We start from the raw sequence: 16,533 nt of genomic DNA, 5'->3' as shown, positions 1-16,533 counted from the left end.
TTTCTAATATAAGGCGTAAAAAAAATAATTTGAATAGATAGAATTAATCGTTATTTATAGAATTTCATTCTCTAGAATATAAACTTAAAAATCGACGAAAAAATTTTGGAGCTTAAAATGTCTTCTTAATAGATTATAAAATTATTTATATTGCAGATGAAATTAAGGGGCAAAAATATCGTAACATAACCTAAAACAGTTGTGGTAGCGAGTATTTGTAGGTGATATATGTAATTTAGTAGTAATTTTACCTAACAAGAAAGACAGTACCAATATAAAAAAGCATTAAAATGGAAAGCACTAATTTAGACAATGAAATTGTAGAATCTAACAAAGAAATTATTGAGGATATGTCAATAGTGTTATCTGAAAACATTAAGACCTATTCGAGAGATTGGACTGTTGAAACTATTTATAATCAAATAAAACAAGGTAACATAGAACTCAATCCTAAATTCCAAAGGCGAAATGCTTGGACTGATGAAAAACGAAGTAGATTAATTGAGTCTTTAATCTTGAAACTACCTGTTCCATCAATTGTCTTAGCAGAAAGTCACACAGAAAAAAATAAATTTGTCGTCCTTGACGGCAAACAAAGATTACTGACTATAGCCGGTTTCATTGACCACGAAAAATATAAGTATTGGGACAAACCTATCTTGAGAGATTTAAGGCTAAAACCATCATTGAATGGTATGACCGTTGAACTACTTTCACAAGAAGTAAATAATGACAACAACAGAGCCTTTCAAAATTCTGATATTAGATGTACGGTTGTTTTTAATCAATCGACTGATGATATTTTATACGAAATTTTTTATCGTCTTAACTCTGGTGCTGTTCCTCTATCAATGCAAGAATTAAGACAATCTTTAAGAAAAGGTGATTTTTCCGATTTCCTAATGGAATCAACTGAGTCGATAGGGCCGTTACACAAAGTACTTGGTATTGACCAACCCGATAAACGACTAATTGATGCCGAAATATTGTTAAAATATATTTCGAATAGATACAGCTTAATTGATTATTCAGGAAACTTAAAAAGGTTTTTAGATGACAATTTAGTGAAGCTTAATAAAAATTGGGAATCGAAGTCCAGTTACATTAAAGAATTACTTACTCAATTTGATGTAGGAATAGTAAGGTTAGTAAACATCATTGGTAATGAAAATGTGGGAAGGTATAGTGGTGAAAGCAGATTCAATAGAAATGTATTTGATGTCCAAATATTTTACTTTTCTCAATTACTTGATGTTGATATTAATTCAGTGAATAATTCAAAGTATATTGAAGGCTTTAAAGAATTATCGAAAAGCAACTCTGAATTTAGAAAATCATTGACATCTTCGACAAATACAAAGAAGAATTTTACTACAAGATTTGAGTGCTTTCGAACTTTAATAAATGATTCCTACGATAAAGATTTCCCTCAAATTTTAGTTCCAGAAAGCAATGAGTGATATCATAGAATTAAAGCATTATTCTTATAGATTGTATTTGACATTGCTTAAAGAACACGTAAAAATAAAAACATTGAAACCAACTTCCCAAGAGGAGGATTGTGTAAAAGCTTTTTGTGTTTTAACACATGCAGCACTTGAAGAGTATTTTGAGAAACTTACACTTAAAACTGTTAAGAATGCATATAAAAAGTATAAAACAAAAAGATTCATTGAAAGCATACCTACAACTCAAGATGAAATTGACAACTTAAACTTATTAATATCTCAACTCATTAAGACATTAGTACTATCTAGTAGCTATTCTGTATATTCAAGAAATAACTCTGATGCTTTAAAGGAACACAAACTAAAACTTGAACGAGTTACAGAAATATACAAGAGCGGAAGTAATTTAACGTTACAAGATGTCACAGAGCTAACAAAAAAAAGCGACTCATATACAAAAGAAATACTAAAAGAAACAGTTAAATTTTTTGATAATTATGTTGACAATAACCATGGAGCTTCTTTAAAATATATTTTAAAACTCTTTATACCAGTTGGTATAGATATTCCTGAAACTTTGTTACTAAATTCCTTACAAAAACTTGCCGAATACAGAGGTAGTTACGCGCACAGTCAAGGAAAATTAACTCAAATTATTAGTGCTTCAGACATCGTTTTATATTTAATTGACACAATAAAATTATGTACAACTGTAGAAAAAAGCATTTGTGATTTTAATCTTTACGCGCAACCAAAGTCAATTGCAGAAAATATTTGATATAAAGAAAAAACTGAGACTAATATCATTTCGGCAAAATGACGGCTTCGTGCTCAATTGAACCTTTATTCTTCTAATTCAGCGTATTCGCAAAGTCCGAAAACGGTATTTGTAATTTTAAACAAACGAAACTAAAATGATAAAACAGCTACTAACTTTAACAACTTTGTTATTTTTCTCAACATTTTCATATGTTGAAACTAGTTGTGACATTAAAAATATTTATAAGTCGGTTGAACCCGAAAGTGGAGTAAAAGTATTAACGACTGATGGAGAGCTTGAAGAAGCAGAAGCTATTTTAATTCCTACAAAAATAGACGAGGGAAAATATAAATTATCTGTTACTCGTAAGGCATCTAATCTATATAAAGTAGACGGAAAAGATATTTTTATTGAAACCACATATTGCTCTGAATATGCCAACCGAGAAGATATTATTTTGGTTGTAAAAAGTAATTATGGATACGATAGAGGAGAAATTATTTTTATTGATTAATCATGAAAGAAAAAGCTCTAATCCTTTTAATGGTTATATTTTGTCTATTTGCTTGCAGTTCTAATTCAGAAAAGCAAAAGAAAAATAATTCTTCTTCAGAAAACACTTCTTCGCCTAGTGAGCCTGAAAGCATCGAATCTAATTCCTCAAATCAATCACATGATGAAGGGAACAACGATGAAAATTCAGATTATACATCAGGGTGTAAATTTGAAGATGGAACATATTCTGCTAATGTTGACTATAATAATTCAGACACTGGGTACTCAGCTACTTATACCCTAGATGTTGAAGTTCAAGACTGCCAAGTTGTTCAAATAAATTTCCCAAATGATGGTTATTTAGACAGCGATCATATATCTTACGCAGATATCGACGAAGATGGGAATGCAAGTGTTCAAGGCGAAGATGGTAAAACTTACGAAATACAAATTGACAATTGAAATTAAACATGAAAGCATAAATTGCACTAAATAGAACTCAATAAAAACTACGCATAATAGTAGATTTGCGCAAATGGCTGACGGTGGTTCAACTTAGGTTTTTCGTTAATTATTTAGTTCAGTGCGGTGATATAAATCTGACAATCAAAGACGTAACTTTAAGTTTAGGAATTTATCTCCAAAAAAATGGATTAATACGCCAAGAATAGAAGCATCTGGTCTTCAAAATGATTTAGCAAAAATAACAGCAGACTATCTCAATTAAAAATTTAGTTACTCCAACTCAATTATTCATCAATTTACAATTCCTCCGTTTCTGGATATTGCAATTCCAATTCTCTAATCAATTTATCTTTTGTAGGTCGGCTTCTAATCAAAAAGAACAAACATATACCTGCAAAAATTAAGAAGAACGCATTTTTAGTAAGCATACAACCAACAATATTAAGCAATGCGCCACCTTCTAACAAAGCTGCACTTACAATAAACGCCGTTTGGTATTGCAGAATCTTCGAATCTAAACTTAATGTACGGTCAATTTTTACAAGCGATTTTCTAAAAATTACCATGCTTGCAAAAACGCCTGCCAAAGCTATAATTGGAAATATCGGATTAAATGGTGAAGTGGTTTCAAAATTAGCATCAAAAATTAATTCATCTTTACTTATTAAAATAGTAACTGCGGCAAAAAGAAATACGCCAGTAGAAAGCGCCAAGTGTATAATTTGTAGTGTTTTCAGTTTTGAGTTCATTTGTGAGTGGTGTGTAGTTGAAAATAAGTTAACTGTTTTTTCTAAAGTGAATAAATTGAAAAACTTCGATAACAAAAATAACGGATTGTTATCGAAGCTAAAAATACTTTATTTACTTATGCCTTCCAATTTAAATAGAAACGCCCATCTCAGTGCTACGTCTTTTAAATAATCAAATCGGCCAGATGCGCCACCATGACCAAATTCCATATTTGTTCTTAGCAACAAAACATTTTTATCGGTTTTATTTGCTCTTAGTTTTGCCACCCATTTTGCAGGCTCAAAATACTGCACTTGGCTATCGTGCAAACCTGTAGTAACCAACATATTTGGATAGGCTTTCTGCGTTACGTTTTCATAAGGAGAATAACTTTTCATGTAATCGTAAGCTTCTTTACCTTTGGGGTTGCCCCATTCATCAAATTCATTTGTAGTTAGCGGAATACTTTCATCCAACATGGTATTTACCACATCTACAAAAGGCACATCGGCAATTACGCCATTCCATAAATCGGGGGCCATATTTACTATTGCACCCATCAACAATCCACCCGCACTGCCACCATTGGCATATAAATGTTTTTTTGACGTATATTTTTGATCAATTAAAAATTCGCCTGCAGCAATAAAATCAGTGAAAGTATTTTTCTTTTTCATCAATTTGCCGTCTTCATACCATTGGCGTCCCATTTCTTGTCCGCCACGAATATTTGCAACCGCAAAAGCAAAACCTCTATCCAAAAAACTTAATCTCGCCGTTGAGAAGTAAGCATCAGAATTTGAACCGTAAGAGCCATATCCATAAAGCAACAATGGCGATTGTCCATTTTTTTCAAATCCCTTTTTATACACCAAAGCGATCGGAATTTTTGTGCCATCCTTTGCTGTTGCGAAAACCCGTTCAGTTACATAATCTTTCGCATTATAGCCACCAACAACTTCCTGCTGTTTCATTAACTGCTTATCTTTGGTTTCCAAATTATAATCGTAAGTAGAATTTGGCGTGGTAAGCGAAGTGTAAATGTAGCGGAATGTTTTACTATTATACGCTGGATTAGCACCCGTTTGGGCAGTATAAACGGGCTCCTCAAATTTGATATAATGGCCCGTACCATCATTTTTTAAAACCTGCAATTCTGATAATCCGTTTTTACGTTCGGATAAAACAATATAATCTTTAAATTCTTCGGCATGCTCCAACAAAACATCTGTTCGGTTCGGAATAACTTCTTTCCAATTTTCCTTACCAGTTTTATCTAACGGACATTCCATCAAACGGAAATTTTTCGCATCCCAGTTGGTTACGATATAAAACTTATCATCAACAGGCAAAACTTCGTACAAAACATCTTTAGCTCGTGGTGCAAAAATTTTAAAAGGTGCTTCTGGGTGGTCGGCGTCAATCATTCTATATTCGGTTGTTAAAGTTGATTGCGAACCTATAAAAATATATTTACCGTTTTTTGATGTCATAACGCCGATATAATTCGATTTGTCTTTCTCATCATATACCGTAACATCGTTTTTAGCATCCGTTCCTAAAGTGTGTTTTTTAATTTTTTCACTCAATAATGTAGTCGGATTTTTCGACGTATAAAAGAAAGTTTTATTGTCGTTTGCCCAAGCCACCTCATTTTCTGCATTACTTACAGCATCTTTATATACCTCGCCGGTTGCTAAATTTTTTACATAAATAACGTACTGCCTGCGCGAAACTTTATCAACCCCAAAAGCCAATAATTTATTATCCGGACTGATACTGAAGCCTGAAGCATTATAATATGCATGCCCTTTTGCCAATTCATCAACATCCAATAAAACTTCTTCCTTAGCGGTTAAACTTCCTTTTTTTCTGCAATATTTAAAATACTGTTTGCCATCATCTGTACGGGTATAATAGAAATAACCATTTTTAAAAACCGGAACCGATTCATCTTTCTCTTTAATACGGCCTTTCATTTCGGTAAATAAATCCGATTGGAATTTCTCCGTTCCCTTCATCATGGTATCTAAATAAGCATTTTCTGCTTTTAAATAATCAACTGCTTTTGTGCTGTCTGGCCCTTTCTTAAAATAATCAATCATCCAATAATAGTTGTCTATTACTGTATCGCCGTTAATTGTTCTACTATGAGGGATAACCTCGGCGATTGGCGGTTTTGCATCGGGCCAATTTATTTTTTCCATTTCTATTTTCTTAGGGTTATTGCAAGCTGAAACTGTTGCCAGCAAAAATAAGCTAGGTAAGATATATTTCATATTTCACTTTGTTTAGGTTACGCAATTTATGATTTTTTTAAAGCATTTTATTTTGAAAAATTACGGTCTGTATTTCATAGGCTTGTACAGCCCCGCCATCCGCTTTACTTCGTTACACTCCGTGCTCGCTACTGTCGGGTTTAAAAACAAAGTTTGTTCCTAGCAAGATTGTAAAAATTACAATATTCAAAAAAATTCGTCCTAAAATCAATTATCACATCAATTAAAAAAATAGATGTTAAATTGCAACATTAAATTGATTGTACATTAAGAATGAAACTAGGTTATAAAAAAATAGTTGTTAAAGTTGGCTCGAATGTAATTACGCAGGCAAATGGTTTACCTGATGAGGTTAGAATTAATCATTTGGTAGATCAACTGGCAGCGATTAAAGCACAGGGTATAGAAGTTATTCTGGTTTCATCGGGCGCGGTTGCAGCCGGCCGAAGTTTGATAAAAGTTTCAGAAAAACAAGATGCTGTTACCACAAGGCAACTTTTAGCAGCCATTGGCCAGGTAAAATTAATTAATACGTATTCAAATTTCTTTGCAAACCACCACATTAAGTGTGCTCAGGTTTTGGTAACTAAAGAAGATTTTCGCGATCGTGCGCACTACCTAAACATGAAAAATTGTTTGCAAATATTGCTACAGAACGATGTGATCCCGGTTGTGAATGAAAACGATGTGGTATCGGTTACTGAATTGATGTTTACCGATAATGATGAACTCGCGGGTTTAATTGCTTCTATGCTAAATGCTGATGCGCTTATAATATTATCAAATGTAAATGGCATATACAACGGCGATCCGAAATTAGCAACATCAGAAGTTATACAAGAAATTACTGGACCGGTTTCTAACTTAGCATCCTTTATACAGATCGGCAAATCTTCTTTTGGTAGAGGCGGCATGGTTACCAAATCGACAATGGCGCAAAAAGTGGCAAAACTCGGCATTAATGTGCATATTGCCAACGGAACGGCAGATGATATACTTACTGATTTATTAAATAATGAGGTTGTTCACACGCATTTTGTTCCTGAAAAGATTAAATCGGGCAAGAAAAAATGGTTAGCACATTCAGAAACGGCAGCAACAGGGATTGTGAAACTTAACGATGGCGCAAAAGCAGTTTTAACCTCAGGCAAAGCCAGCAGTTTACTCCCTATTGGAATTATAGAAATACAAACCGATTTTTTAAAAGGGGATATTATTAAAATTATCGATGAAAAAAACCAATTAATTGGTTTAGGCATTGCCGAATACGGATCGGATAAAGCAAGAGAAAGAATTGGCCAAAAGAAACAGAAGGCTTTGGTGCATTACGATTACTTTTATTCGTCTATTTAATATTTAACTATTTAACCACAGAGGACACAAAGAAAAAAGACACAGCGTAACACAGAGAAGCTTTTTTAAAATAATACCGCTATGTACGCTGTGAAAAACTCCGTTAACTCGGTGGTTAAAAAATTGAACCACAGCGGACACAAAGAAAAAAGGCACAGCGTAACACAGAGAAATTTTGTTGCAATGCTTAAAAACAAAGCCTCGGTTTTCTCGGTGTAAAAACTCTGTGAACTCGGTGGTTAAAAAAGTGAACCACAGCGGACACAAAGAAAAAAGGCACAGCGTAACACAGAGAAATTTTGTTGCAATGCTTAAAAAGAAAGCCTCGGTTTTCTCGGTGTAAAAACTCTGTGAACTCGGTGGTTAAAAAAGTGAACCACAGCGGACACAAAGAAAAAAGGCACAGCGTAACACAGAGAAATTTTGTTGCAATGCTTAAAAACAAAGCCTCGGTTTTCTCGGTGTAAAAACTCCGTTAACTCGGTGGTTAAAAAAGTGAACCACAGCGGACACAAAGAAAAAAGGCACAGCGTAACACAGAGAAATTTTGTTGCAATGCTTAAAAAGAAAGCCTCGGTTTTCTCGGTGTAAAAACTCCGTTAACTCGGTGGTTAAAAAAGTGAACCACAGCGGACACAAAGAAAAAAGACACAGCGTAACACAGAGAAATTTTGGTGCAATGCTTCAAAAGAAAGCCTCGGTTTTCTCGGTGTAAAAATTCCGTGAACTCGGTGGTTAAAAAAATTAGAATTAACGACCTGCAAATCTTGATACTTGATACTCACTACTTGATACTAGAAAATGAACTACACAACATACTTCGAAAATGCTAAAAAAGCAACTCGAAATTTAATAAGCTTATCAAAAGAAAAAATCAATTTGGTTTTAACCGATTTGGCTTTGGCTTTGGTAAAAAATAGTGAAGAAATTTTGTTAGAAAATGATAAAGATTTAGCAAAAATGCCGATCGAAGATCCAAAATATGATCGCTTAAAATTAACTTCGGATAGAATAAAAGCAATTGCCGAGGATATGCAAAATGTTGCAAAGTTGGTAAATCCGCTTAGTGAAATTTTATCAGAAAACAATTTAGATAATGGTTTAAATATCCAAAAAGTACGTGTGCCACTCGGCGTAGTTGGCGTTATTTACGAAGCCCGCCCAAACGTAACTGCCGATGTATTTTCACTTTGTTTCAAAACTGGTAATGTTGCGGTATTAAAAGGCGGAAGCGATGCAGAATTTTCGAATCTTGCGATTACAAAAATCATCCACAATGTGTTAAAAAAACACGAAATAAATGTAGATGTGTTGACTTTATTACCAGCAGAAAGGGCAGCAACCGAAGCATTATTAAATGCCCGTGGGTTTGTAGATGTGCTAATTCCACGCGGAAGCCAATCGCTTATTAATTACGTTCGCGAGCACAGCAAAATCCCTGTAATTGAAACGGGTGCGGGCATTGTGCATACTTATTTCGATGAAACTGCCGATTTGGAAAAAGGAAAAGAAATCATTTTTAACGCCAAGACTAGAAGAGTAAGCGTTTGCAACTCGTTAGATTGTGTGCTAATTCATCAAAGTAGAATATCAGATTTGCCTTCACTATTATCGCCTTTGGCCAATGCCGAAGTAGAAATTTTTGCCGATGAAAAAAGCTATGAAAGTTTAAAATCAACTTATCCATCAGCCTTGCTAAACCAAGCAAAACCCGAACATTTTGGAACAGAGTTTTTATCGTTAAAACTGGCTGTTAAAGTTGTGGAGAATTTAGAGGAAGCTTTAAATCACATAGCCGAATTTAGTTCTAAGCATAGCGAGGCCATAATTTCTGAAGATGCAGAAAATATTGCTGAATTTTTAAACCAGGTAGATGCGGCTGCGGTTTATGCAAATGCATCAACTGGTTTTACCGATGGCGCACAGTTTGGTTTAGGCGCAGAAATTGGCATCAGCACACAAAAACTTCATGCCCGCGGACCAATGGGTTTAGAAGAATTAACCAGCTATAAATGGGTGGTTAGAGGAAATGGACAAATAAGAAAATAACATATTTTAAAAACACGATTGAACATTAAAAATAGTTTTTAACTTTGCATGAATCAAATTGACAGGTAAAATATAAAGTCAATATTTTTAACACGTTATGGCAAAAGCATCAGAAATAAAAAACGGAAATATTTTACGTTTAAACGGAGAATTGGTATCAGTAGAAGAATGGAACCACCGTACACCAGGTAAAGGTGGAGCATTTTATACCGGTAAATTCCGCAACATTAAAAGTGGCAGATTGGTTGAAGCCCGCATGAACACTGATGAAGCTGTAGAAATTTGTCGCGTAGAAACCAACGATTATCAATATCTGTACGAAGAGGGCGATTATTTGGTGGTTATGGACAATAACAACTACGAACAGTTTAACGTAGAAAAAGCTTTGTTTGGTTCTTCTATTAAGTTTTTAAAAGAAGGCATGAATGTTATCGTTTCGATAGAAAGTGATGAACCGATTATGGGCCAATTACCAAATTTTGCGGAGTTCGAAATTACATATTCTGAACCTGCAGTTAAAGGCGATACATCTACCAACGCATTAAAAGCCGCTACTTTAGAAAATGGAGTAGAAGTGAAAGTGCCAATGTTTGTTAACCAAGGCGATAAAATTAAAGTTGATACCCGCACGGGAGAATATGTTGAGCGTGTGAAATAATAAAAACTCTTTTAATATTAGAAAGCCCTTAAGTTATTTTTAAGGGCTTTTTTTATGAAAAATTAGTGCGGAATATTTGTTTCTAGCTTGAAATTAAGAAAATTCAAAATAATTTTTTCTTTTGAAAACGAACGTTCAGTAATTCTTCGGAAACTGTCCTCCCGCTGTACCTCCAAGCCCGAGAATCCCGATAATTATCGGGAGGGGCTTTCCGTGCCATCGGGTTTATAAATTTAGGCTTGTGCAAAAAATACGGGTTGCCAAATGCAATAAAAAGGCAAATTATTAAAAAAGTTATAAATTTGATACCTATGCAAAAAGCCGAAATTAGAAAGCAAGCCTTAAAAAACCGGTTGTCATTGACCAATCAAGAATTTGATGTATTAAATCTACAGCTTTTAGCGCAATTCCAATCTATAAGTTTTAGCAAAATTAAAACGCTTCATATCTTTTTGCCAATTGCTGAAAAAAAAGAACCAGATACTTTTTTATTGATTGATTGGCTGCAGAGAAATCATCCAGAAATTAAAATAATTATCCCTAAAGCCGATTTTGAAACTTCGCTAATGTCTCATCATCAATATTTAGGAAAAGATGATTTACACAAAAATCACTACAATATTTTAGAGCCACAAAACGGTAGAATTCATAATGAAGACGTTGATATGGTTATTACTCCCTTAATTGCATTCGATAAAAAAGGTTATAGAGTTGGGTATGGAAAGGGCTTTTACGATCGTTTTCTTCAAAACTCAAATGCTCAAAAAATAGGATTATCTTTGTTCAGTGCGATAGATAAAATTGATGATGTGAATGAAAACGACATTCGATTAGATTTATGCATCACACCCACAAATATTATTAAATTTTACACCACATCATGTTAAAAGAAATCAGCATTAAAACAGAAAAGCAATATGAAGACAACATGATTGCAGTTTTTGAATTGCAAGAGAAAGAAGAGTTAACAGAAGAGGATAAAAAGCAAATTGAGCTGATGTTAAAAGCTGGCGAAAAATACGAGGCAGAACACTTATAAATTATTAATATGACTTTTTTAGACGCACTCTACGGTAGCCAATATAATGATGTTTTAAAAGTAGGAAAAGATGGTTCAAAAGGACGCTTTAATGGTAATATTTTTTTAGCTGCTTTTGGTATTATGATTATGATCTGCTTCCTGTTAATCCTAATCCACATCCCCGGCTTTGAGCACATTTTGCAACGAAGCGGTTTTATGTTAAATTTTACAGGGAAATTTATTGGTAAAATGTTAGCAATACCACTTATGGCTGGATTATATTTTTTGCTTTCGTCAACAATTGGCAATCAAGATCATTTCAATACGCACGTAAATAATTACTTGCAGGCTACAGATTTAGAAAGAGATAATGCCAATAAACAAGTGCTAATTCCATTTTTCATTGTACTAGCGACTGTTATTATTTTAGCAGTTTTTATAAATTAGCGTTTCAGCTAAATCGGTTAATTATTTTAGTCTATTTCTAACAAAACCGGACAATGATCGGAGTGTATTGCGTCGGGTAAAATTCTAACATTTTTTAGGCGATTTTCCATTGGCTTGGTAACCAAATGATAATCAATACGCCAACCCAAATTTTTAGTTCTTGCACCTGCTCGGTAACTCCACCAAGTATAATGGTGAGGATCTTTATTAAAATGCCGAAAGGCATCGATAAAACCATTTTCTAAAAATACTTGCATCCATGCTCTTTCTTGCGGTAAAAAACCAGATGAATTTGCATTTGATTTTGGATTGTGAATATCCATCGCGGTATGGCAAATGTTGTAATCGCCACTTATAATAAGGTTTGGAAACTGAATACGAAGTGTACCAATATATCCATCGAAAAAACGCATAAACTCATATTTCTTTAATTGTCTTTCCTCGCCACTCGAGCCCGACGGCATGTACAAACTCATTAAAGAGAAATTATCAAAGTCGGCCCTTAAAATTCTACCTTCCTTATCAATCCATTCTTCGCCACACCCGTATTCTATATAATTAGGCTTTAACTTTGTTAATATTGCTACGCCACTATATCCTTTCTTTTCTGCGGCAAACCAATAATGGTAGTAGCCCAATTGCTCAATCAACGCAATAATTTCGGGAATTTGGATAATTAAAGCCTTCACTTCTTGCAAACAAACCATATCCGCATTAGTGGCTTGTAACCAACCAAAAAAGTTTTTAGTACTTGCTGCTCTAATTCCGTTTACGTTGTAAGATATGATTTTCATCGACTGTAAATTTAGAAAATAAAAGAACAAAGGTTTAGTATTTGATATTTCGTTTCGTTAAATTTGTTTATGAGTATAGAAGAATTGAAAATTGAAATTGCTAAAAAAGTTTTTGAAACTGATGATGAAAACCTTCTGTCGGAATTAGATATTCTTTTAACTAATCATGAAAGGACAATTATCGAGAGTTTATCACAAAATGTTCAAGATGGGATTAGAAAAAGCTTATTACAATCAGAAGAAGGTAAAATAATTTCATTTGAAGAAGTAAAAAAGAGACTGGCTCAAAGATGGAGTTAGAGATAATATTTTCAGAAGAAGCTTATGAAACTTTATATGTTATTCTAGATTTTCGGTCGTTGAGGATATACGATGGGAAAATGCAACTACTTACTTTGCGCTTTTCTTCTGTAAGCCCTAATCAATAATTGTAAATCAACATTGTTAATTGTTAAGCCATCAATCGGGCACTCAATAAATCCTTTATCAGTTTGCAACCTTAAGCAATTCACTCTATTTCTGCCAGGTTTGGTGTAAATAACTACATCTAAAATAGTTAACCATGCATAAAAATCTTTTCCATTAAGTTGAATGCCTTTGAAGTTTAGTAGAAGTTTTGGAGTTTTATTTTTCAAATCTTTATAAGAAAAGTATATTATTCCAAATCCAATTAACATAAAAAAGATACCGCTAAGTAAAGGTTTTATATCAAGGCTACCGCCACCTAAAAATATAGAAAAACCAAAACCGAGTGGAAGGAGGCTACCGATTATCCTCAAAATATTATATCGCTTTGATTGATAAATTACAGTTTCTGAGGGAGGGTTTTCTGCTATCACAATCACAAAATTATTTAGCTAAGTTCTTTAGTAAGAGTTTTTCCAATTTCTTTGCTTCTCGTTTCCTCAGCATAGAAACTTCTATCCTTACATCTTGTTTTGGCCTGTCATTTGTACCCGTTTCTACAGCCGCAATTTTATCAACAACATCCAAACCTTCAACAATTTCACCAAAAACAGTATAATTTCTATCTAAATGTGGCGCGCCACCTACGGTTTTATAAACCTGTCTTTGCCATTCGGGCAATTTAAACTTCAATCGTTTTTGTTCCAATGTATTCAGCTGGTCGTCGTTAAAAACTTTTCCCTGCACTAAATAAAACTGACTACCACTCGATGCTTTTAAAGGGTTTACATCATCACTCTCTCTTGCTGCACCTAAAGCACCTTTTTTATGAAATAACGAATCATTTATTTCTGCCGGGATGGTATATTTTGGGCCGCCTTCGCCAATTATCAAATCCGGGTCGCCAGATTTAGAGTTTGGATCACCACCTTGAATCATAAAATCTTTAATTACCCGATGAAAAGTTGTGCCGTTGTAGTATTCTTCTTTTACCAGCTTGATAAAATTATCGCGGTGTAAAGGCGTTTCGTTATAAAGTTTGATAATACACGTGCCATAAGGTGTTACCATGCGTACGTATTGGTTTTTTGGTTTACTGGCGAATGCAGAAAACATTGAAAAAGTGAAGATAAAAAGGAGGAATTTTTTCATAATGATGGGCTATAATGCGAAATTAAACTAAAAAATGAAATTCAATAAATAATTTAAACCTATAATCAGTATTATTTCGTATATCTTTGTAATAATGAAACTTAAACAAAAAATAGCACTTAGTTTGGCCGTATTATATACGGTTAGTGTGATTGGTTTTGCTTTGAGTTTGCATTTTTGTGGTGGAAAGTTGGAGAACGTTAAAATGTTTAGCAATGAAATTTCTTGTAAGTTTTGCAAGGAAATACCTGCTGAAAAGTTAAAAAAAGATAATTGCTGTAAAAATACACAGGTAAGTATTAAGGTTAAAGATAGTCACCAAACAGAGGCTGAAATCAAAATGCCTAAACTGTTTTCTATAAGCGTTTTTGTACGTACGCCCGTTTTAGAGTTTCTATCTAACATTACGCCAAAGTTTTTTAGTAAAATTGCCAATAAAGCGCCACCATTGTCTTCTTGGCTCTCCCTTCATATTTTCAATTGTATTTTTAGGAATTAGGATTTGATGATTAAATTTTGAAATGCATTTTTTGCATTTCCACAAAGTGTATCGATTTTTCGATAATCTTAACATCACATTTTCTTTAATTCTAATAAAAAAATATATGAAAACTATAAAAATATTCGGCATCATTATGCTATTTTTTGCCATCAATACTTCGGCACAACAAATTTCTACAGCAGATTTACAAGTTACGGGTTTAACCTGCTCCATGTGTTCAAATGCGACACAAAAATCATTAGAAACTATTGGTTTTATTCAATCCGTTAAACCTGATTTGAACAAAAATATCTTCGTTTTAACCTTTAAAAAAGATGCGAAAGTTAATTTAGATTTAATTCTGAAAAAAGTACAAGATGCTGGCTTTTCAGTGGGTGGTTTAACTGCTGATTTTAATTTCAACCAAGTTAAAATTGATGATAAAGGTCAGGCGATAGTTGATGGCAATGTTTATCGCTTTGCGAACTTAAAAAGCAAAACGCTAAATGGTTCGGTTAAAGCCAATGTGATTGATAAGGATTTTATCACGAACAGCGCATTTAAAAAGGAATCTAAAAGCATAAATTCTGATGCGTATGCAAGTGGTTCGGCAAATGTTAATGGCAAAAAGACTCGTATTTATCATTTAAGTATTTAATAATGAAACATATTTTATTATTCATTATACTGATTGGTACGAGTTTTACGGGGTTGCGTGCACAAGAGCTTTTTGTTTTTTCTGAGCCTGCAAGTAATATGCCATCAAAATCGTTAGGTGTAAGAATCACAAATGAAGTGCAATTTAACAACCCTAACTTTGCACTGAGAACGATGCCAGAGTTTATGATCGGTTTTAATAAAAACTTAATGATGCATGCGCAAGGTTTTTTATCAAACATGGATGGAAAATATCAAGTTGAAGGTGGTAGTTTTTATGCTAAGTACAGGTTTCTTTCAATTGATGCGCTTAAAACGCATTCAAGAGCTTCGGTTTTTGGAAGAGTAAGCACCAGCAACCGGCCAACTTTTACGAAAGATATTAATTTGGAAGGCGATAATGGTGGTTTACAAGGTGGCCTAATTTTTACGCAATTGTTGCATAAATTAGCCTTATCTGCAACTGTTGGCTACGCACATGCTTTTAAAAATTACGATAGGCAAATTGTTGGAATGCCGATGCCAAACAATATGTTATCTTACAGTCTATCTTCTGGATATTTAGTTTCGCCTACTGTTTACAAAAATTATAAGCAACCAAATTTTAATGCTTATGTTGAGCTTTTAGGTAAAACCGATCCAAGCAGTGGCCAATCTTATTTAGATATTGCACCTGCAATGCAGGTTGTATTAAATAGTACCACAAGAATTGATTTAGGTTACCGATTTCAGGCAACGGGTAATATGGATGGCAGATATGCTAAAAATATGTTCTTGTTAAGGGCAGAGTTTAATTTCTTTAATGTTTTAAAATAATATATAAATGAAAAAAATATTTTTAATGGTGGCTATAATTGCCATTTTCTCAACAAAGTTTAGCTTCGCGCAAACCAAATCTCACGAAGCTTTAAACCAAGTTTTAAGTACATATTACGATTTAAAAAATGCTTTAGCAACTGATAAAAATGATTCTGTTGCAGAAAAAGCAAGGGTTTTTATTACAAAAATTGAAGCTGTTCCGCATCAAGATTTGCCCGAAACCCAGCATAAAGTGTGGATCGAGCAATCTACTTTGATAAAGGCTAAGGCTAAAGAATTAACTGTTGCAAAAAATATAGCCACACAGCGAAAAGCTTTTGAAGGAATTTCTAATCCGATGATTAAATTGGTAAAAACAATAAACTTTAATAGCGATATTGTATATATACAGCATTGCCCAATGGCGAAAGCAAGCTGGTTAAATGAAAAGGAAAGCATCGAAAATCCATATTATGGAAAAATGATGTTTGAATGTGGAAGTGTTACTGAAACTTTAAAAGCGAATTAAAAGCATTAATTTT

20 protein-coding genes are annotated in these 16,533 nt (G+C 33.6%); 15 read left to right on the top strand and 5 right to left on the bottom strand.

Features of this window, described 5'->3' with window-relative positions; translation table 11 throughout:
• The first annotated feature begins 290 nt into the window (after positions 1-290).
• The 4 genes from EZJ43_RS04275 to EZJ43_RS04260 all read left to right on the top strand — a co-directional run bounded on the left by EZJ43_RS04275 (position 291) and on the right by EZJ43_RS04260 (position 3,165).
• The gene (locus EZJ43_RS04275; RefSeq protein WP_133261435.1) at positions 291-1,460 is read left to right on the top strand and encodes a DUF262 domain-containing protein; all 1,170 of its coding nucleotides are present in this window, start codon (positions 291-293) and stop codon (positions 1,458-1,460) included.
• The gene (locus tag EZJ43_RS04270) at positions 1,453-2,226 is read left to right on the top strand and encodes a HEPN domain-containing protein (RefSeq protein WP_133261434.1); all 774 of its coding nucleotides are present in this window, start codon (positions 1,453-1,455) and stop codon (positions 2,224-2,226) included. Before EZJ43_RS04275 ends, EZJ43_RS04270 begins: the two co-directional genes overlap by 8 nt.
• 136 nt (positions 2,227-2,362) lie before the next feature.
• On the top strand, positions 2,363-2,722 hold the full coding sequence (locus EZJ43_RS04265; RefSeq protein ID WP_133261433.1) for a hypothetical protein: 360 nt from the start codon (positions 2,363-2,365) through the stop codon (positions 2,720-2,722).
• A 29-nt stretch (positions 2,723-2,751) separates the two neighbouring features.
• Positions 2,752-3,165, top strand: a complete 414-nt coding sequence (locus EZJ43_RS04260; RefSeq protein ID WP_133261432.1) for a hypothetical protein — start codon at positions 2,752-2,754, stop codon at positions 3,163-3,165.
• 299 nt (positions 3,166-3,464) lie between these two features.
• Here the strand turns inward: EZJ43_RS04260 and EZJ43_RS04255 are convergent, their stop codons facing one another.
• Positions 3,465-3,917: a hypothetical protein gene (locus EZJ43_RS04255; protein ID WP_133261431.1), complete on the bottom strand. Its 453-nt coding sequence runs from the start codon at positions 3,915-3,917 to the stop codon at positions 3,465-3,467.
• Between the two features lie 108 nt (positions 3,918-4,025).
• Positions 4,026-6,104, bottom strand: coding sequence for a S9 family peptidase (locus EZJ43_RS04250; protein WP_243718036.1), 2,079 nt, complete (start codon positions 6,102-6,104; stop codon positions 4,026-4,028).
• A 345-nt stretch (positions 6,105-6,449) separates the two neighbouring features.
• Between EZJ43_RS04250 and proB the strand changes: the two genes are divergently transcribed.
• The 6 genes from proB (at position 6,450) to EZJ43_RS04225 (ending at position 11,704) form a co-directional block, all read left to right on the top strand.
• A complete protein-coding gene (gene proB, locus EZJ43_RS04245) occupies positions 6,450-7,529 on the top strand; it encodes a glutamate 5-kinase (protein ID WP_133261429.1) in 1,080 nt (359 codons plus the stop codon).
• Between the two features lie 801 nt (positions 7,530-8,330).
• On the top strand, positions 8,331-9,578 hold the full coding sequence (locus tag EZJ43_RS04240; protein WP_133261428.1) for a glutamate-5-semialdehyde dehydrogenase: 1,248 nt from the start codon (positions 8,331-8,333) through the stop codon (positions 9,576-9,578).
• Between the two features lie 97 nt (positions 9,579-9,675).
• A complete protein-coding gene (gene efp, locus EZJ43_RS04235) occupies positions 9,676-10,236 on the top strand; it encodes an elongation factor P (RefSeq protein ID WP_133261427.1) in 561 nt (186 codons plus the stop codon).
• Positions 10,237-10,547: 311 nt separating this feature from the next.
• Positions 10,548-11,123: a 5-formyltetrahydrofolate cyclo-ligase gene (locus EZJ43_RS04230; protein ID WP_133261426.1), complete on the top strand. Its 576-nt coding sequence runs from the start codon at positions 10,548-10,550 to the stop codon at positions 11,121-11,123.
• A complete protein-coding gene (locus EZJ43_RS17035; RefSeq protein WP_165953083.1) occupies positions 11,117-11,275 on the top strand; it encodes a hypothetical protein in 159 nt (52 codons plus the stop codon). Before EZJ43_RS04230 ends, EZJ43_RS17035 begins: the two co-directional genes overlap by 7 nt.
• A 9-nt stretch (positions 11,276-11,284) precedes the next feature.
• Complete coding sequence (locus tag EZJ43_RS04225) at positions 11,285-11,704, top strand: hypothetical protein (RefSeq protein WP_133261425.1); 420 nt, start codon at positions 11,285-11,287, stop codon at positions 11,702-11,704.
• 26 nt (positions 11,705-11,730) lie between these two features.
• On the opposite strand, the gene EZJ43_RS04220 is transcribed toward EZJ43_RS04225, so the two are convergent.
• Positions 11,731-12,498 carry an exodeoxyribonuclease III gene (locus EZJ43_RS04220; protein WP_133261424.1) on the bottom strand — a complete coding sequence of 256 codons (768 nt, stop codon included), beginning with the start codon at positions 12,496-12,498 and terminating at the stop codon, positions 11,731-11,733.
• Between the two features lie 69 nt (positions 12,499-12,567).
• Here EZJ43_RS04220 and EZJ43_RS04215 point away from each other — a divergent pair, with 69 nt between their 5' ends.
• On the top strand, positions 12,568-12,798 hold the full coding sequence (locus EZJ43_RS04215; RefSeq protein WP_133261423.1) for a hypothetical protein: 231 nt from the start codon (positions 12,568-12,570) through the stop codon (positions 12,796-12,798).
• Positions 12,799-12,884: 86 nt separating this feature from the next.
• On the opposite strand, the gene EZJ43_RS04210 is transcribed toward EZJ43_RS04215, so the two are convergent.
• Both EZJ43_RS04210 and EZJ43_RS04205 read right to left on the bottom strand, forming a co-directional pair.
• Entirely contained in the window at positions 12,885-13,337 is a 453-nt protein-coding gene (locus EZJ43_RS04210; protein ID WP_133261422.1) for a hypothetical protein, read from the bottom strand.
• Positions 13,338-13,347: 10 nt separating this feature from the next.
• Complete coding sequence (locus tag EZJ43_RS04205) at positions 13,348-14,055, bottom strand: peptidylprolyl isomerase (RefSeq protein WP_133261421.1); 708 nt, start codon at positions 14,053-14,055, stop codon at positions 13,348-13,350.
• 94 nt (positions 14,056-14,149) lie between these two features.
• Between EZJ43_RS04205 and EZJ43_RS04200 the strand changes: the two genes are divergently transcribed.
• The 4 genes from EZJ43_RS04200 to EZJ43_RS04185 all read left to right on the top strand — a co-directional run bounded on the left by EZJ43_RS04200 (position 14,150) and on the right by EZJ43_RS04185 (position 16,520).
• The gene (locus tag EZJ43_RS04200) at positions 14,150-14,554 is read left to right on the top strand and encodes an HYC_CC_PP family protein (RefSeq protein ID WP_133261420.1); all 405 of its coding nucleotides are present in this window, start codon (positions 14,150-14,152) and stop codon (positions 14,552-14,554) included.
• Positions 14,555-14,660: 106 nt separating this feature from the next.
• Entirely contained in the window at positions 14,661-15,194 is a 534-nt protein-coding gene (locus tag EZJ43_RS04195; protein ID WP_165953082.1) for a heavy-metal-associated domain-containing protein, read from the top strand.
• A gap of 2 nt (positions 15,195-15,196) precedes the next feature.
• Complete coding sequence (locus EZJ43_RS04190) at positions 15,197-16,009, top strand: hypothetical protein (protein WP_133261418.1); 813 nt, start codon at positions 15,197-15,199, stop codon at positions 16,007-16,009.
• A gap of 7 nt (positions 16,010-16,016) precedes the next feature.
• Positions 16,017-16,520, top strand: coding sequence for a DUF3347 domain-containing protein (locus tag EZJ43_RS04185; RefSeq protein ID WP_133261417.1), 504 nt, complete (start codon positions 16,017-16,019; stop codon positions 16,518-16,520).
• Positions 16,521-16,533 lie beyond the last annotated feature (13 nt).

It is taken from the genome of Pedobacter changchengzhani (genome assembly GCF_004354365.1).
Taxonomy (GTDB): domain Bacteria; phylum Bacteroidota; class Bacteroidia; order Sphingobacteriales; family Sphingobacteriaceae; genus Pedobacter; species Pedobacter changchengzhani.
The sequence above is the reverse complement of the archived record's forward strand: the minus strand, read 5'-3'. Positions and strand labels throughout refer to the sequence as shown.

Bases quoted from the DNA above. Each gene is read 5' to 3' on its own strand.
- EZJ43_RS04185 (WP_133261417.1), top strand. From the start codon at position 16,017: ATGAAAAAAATATTTTTAATGGTGGCTATAATTGCCATTTTCTCAACA.
- EZJ43_RS04255 (WP_133261431.1), bottom strand. From the start codon at position 3,917: ATGAACTCAAAACTGAAAACACTACAAATTATACACTTGGCGCTTTCT.
- EZJ43_RS04275 (WP_133261435.1), top strand. From the start codon at position 291: ATGGAAAGCACTAATTTAGACAATGAAATTGTAGAATCTAACAAAGAA.
- EZJ43_RS04215 (WP_133261423.1), top strand. From the start codon at position 12,568: ATGAGTATAGAAGAATTGAAAATTGAAATTGCTAAAAAAGTTTTTGAA.
- EZJ43_RS04220 (WP_133261424.1), bottom strand. From the start codon at position 12,498: ATGAAAATCATATCTTACAACGTAAACGGAATTAGAGCAGCAAGTACT.
- EZJ43_RS04240 (WP_133261428.1), top strand. From the start codon at position 8,331: ATGAACTACACAACATACTTCGAAAATGCTAAAAAAGCAACTCGAAAT.
- proB (WP_133261429.1), top strand. From the start codon at position 6,450: ATGAAACTAGGTTATAAAAAAATAGTTGTTAAAGTTGGCTCGAATGTA.
- EZJ43_RS17035 (WP_165953083.1), top strand. From the start codon at position 11,117: ATGTTAAAAGAAATCAGCATTAAAACAGAAAAGCAATATGAAGACAAC.
- EZJ43_RS04225 (WP_133261425.1), top strand. From the start codon at position 11,285: ATGACTTTTTTAGACGCACTCTACGGTAGCCAATATAATGATGTTTTA.
- EZJ43_RS04230 (WP_133261426.1), top strand. From the start codon at position 10,548: ATGCAAAAAGCCGAAATTAGAAAGCAAGCCTTAAAAAACCGGTTGTCA.
- EZJ43_RS04270 (WP_133261434.1), top strand. From the start codon at position 1,453: ATGAGTGATATCATAGAATTAAAGCATTATTCTTATAGATTGTATTTG.
- EZJ43_RS04265 (WP_133261433.1), top strand. From the start codon at position 2,363: ATGATAAAACAGCTACTAACTTTAACAACTTTGTTATTTTTCTCAACA.
- EZJ43_RS04200 (WP_133261420.1), top strand. From the start codon at position 14,150: ATGAAACTTAAACAAAAAATAGCACTTAGTTTGGCCGTATTATATACG.
- EZJ43_RS04260 (WP_133261432.1), top strand. From the start codon at position 2,752: ATGGTTATATTTTGTCTATTTGCTTGCAGTTCTAATTCAGAAAAGCAA.
- EZJ43_RS04250 (WP_243718036.1), bottom strand. From the start codon at position 6,104: ATGGAAAAAATAAATTGGCCCGATGCAAAACCGCCAATCGCCGAGGTT.
- efp (WP_133261427.1), top strand. From the start codon at position 9,676: ATGGCAAAAGCATCAGAAATAAAAAACGGAAATATTTTACGTTTAAAC.
- EZJ43_RS04195 (WP_165953082.1), top strand. From the start codon at position 14,661: ATGAAAACTATAAAAATATTCGGCATCATTATGCTATTTTTTGCCATC.
- EZJ43_RS04205 (WP_133261421.1), bottom strand. From the start codon at position 14,055: ATGAAAAAATTCCTCCTTTTTATCTTCACTTTTTCAATGTTTTCTGCA.
- EZJ43_RS04190 (WP_133261418.1), top strand. From the start codon at position 15,197: ATGAAACATATTTTATTATTCATTATACTGATTGGTACGAGTTTTACG.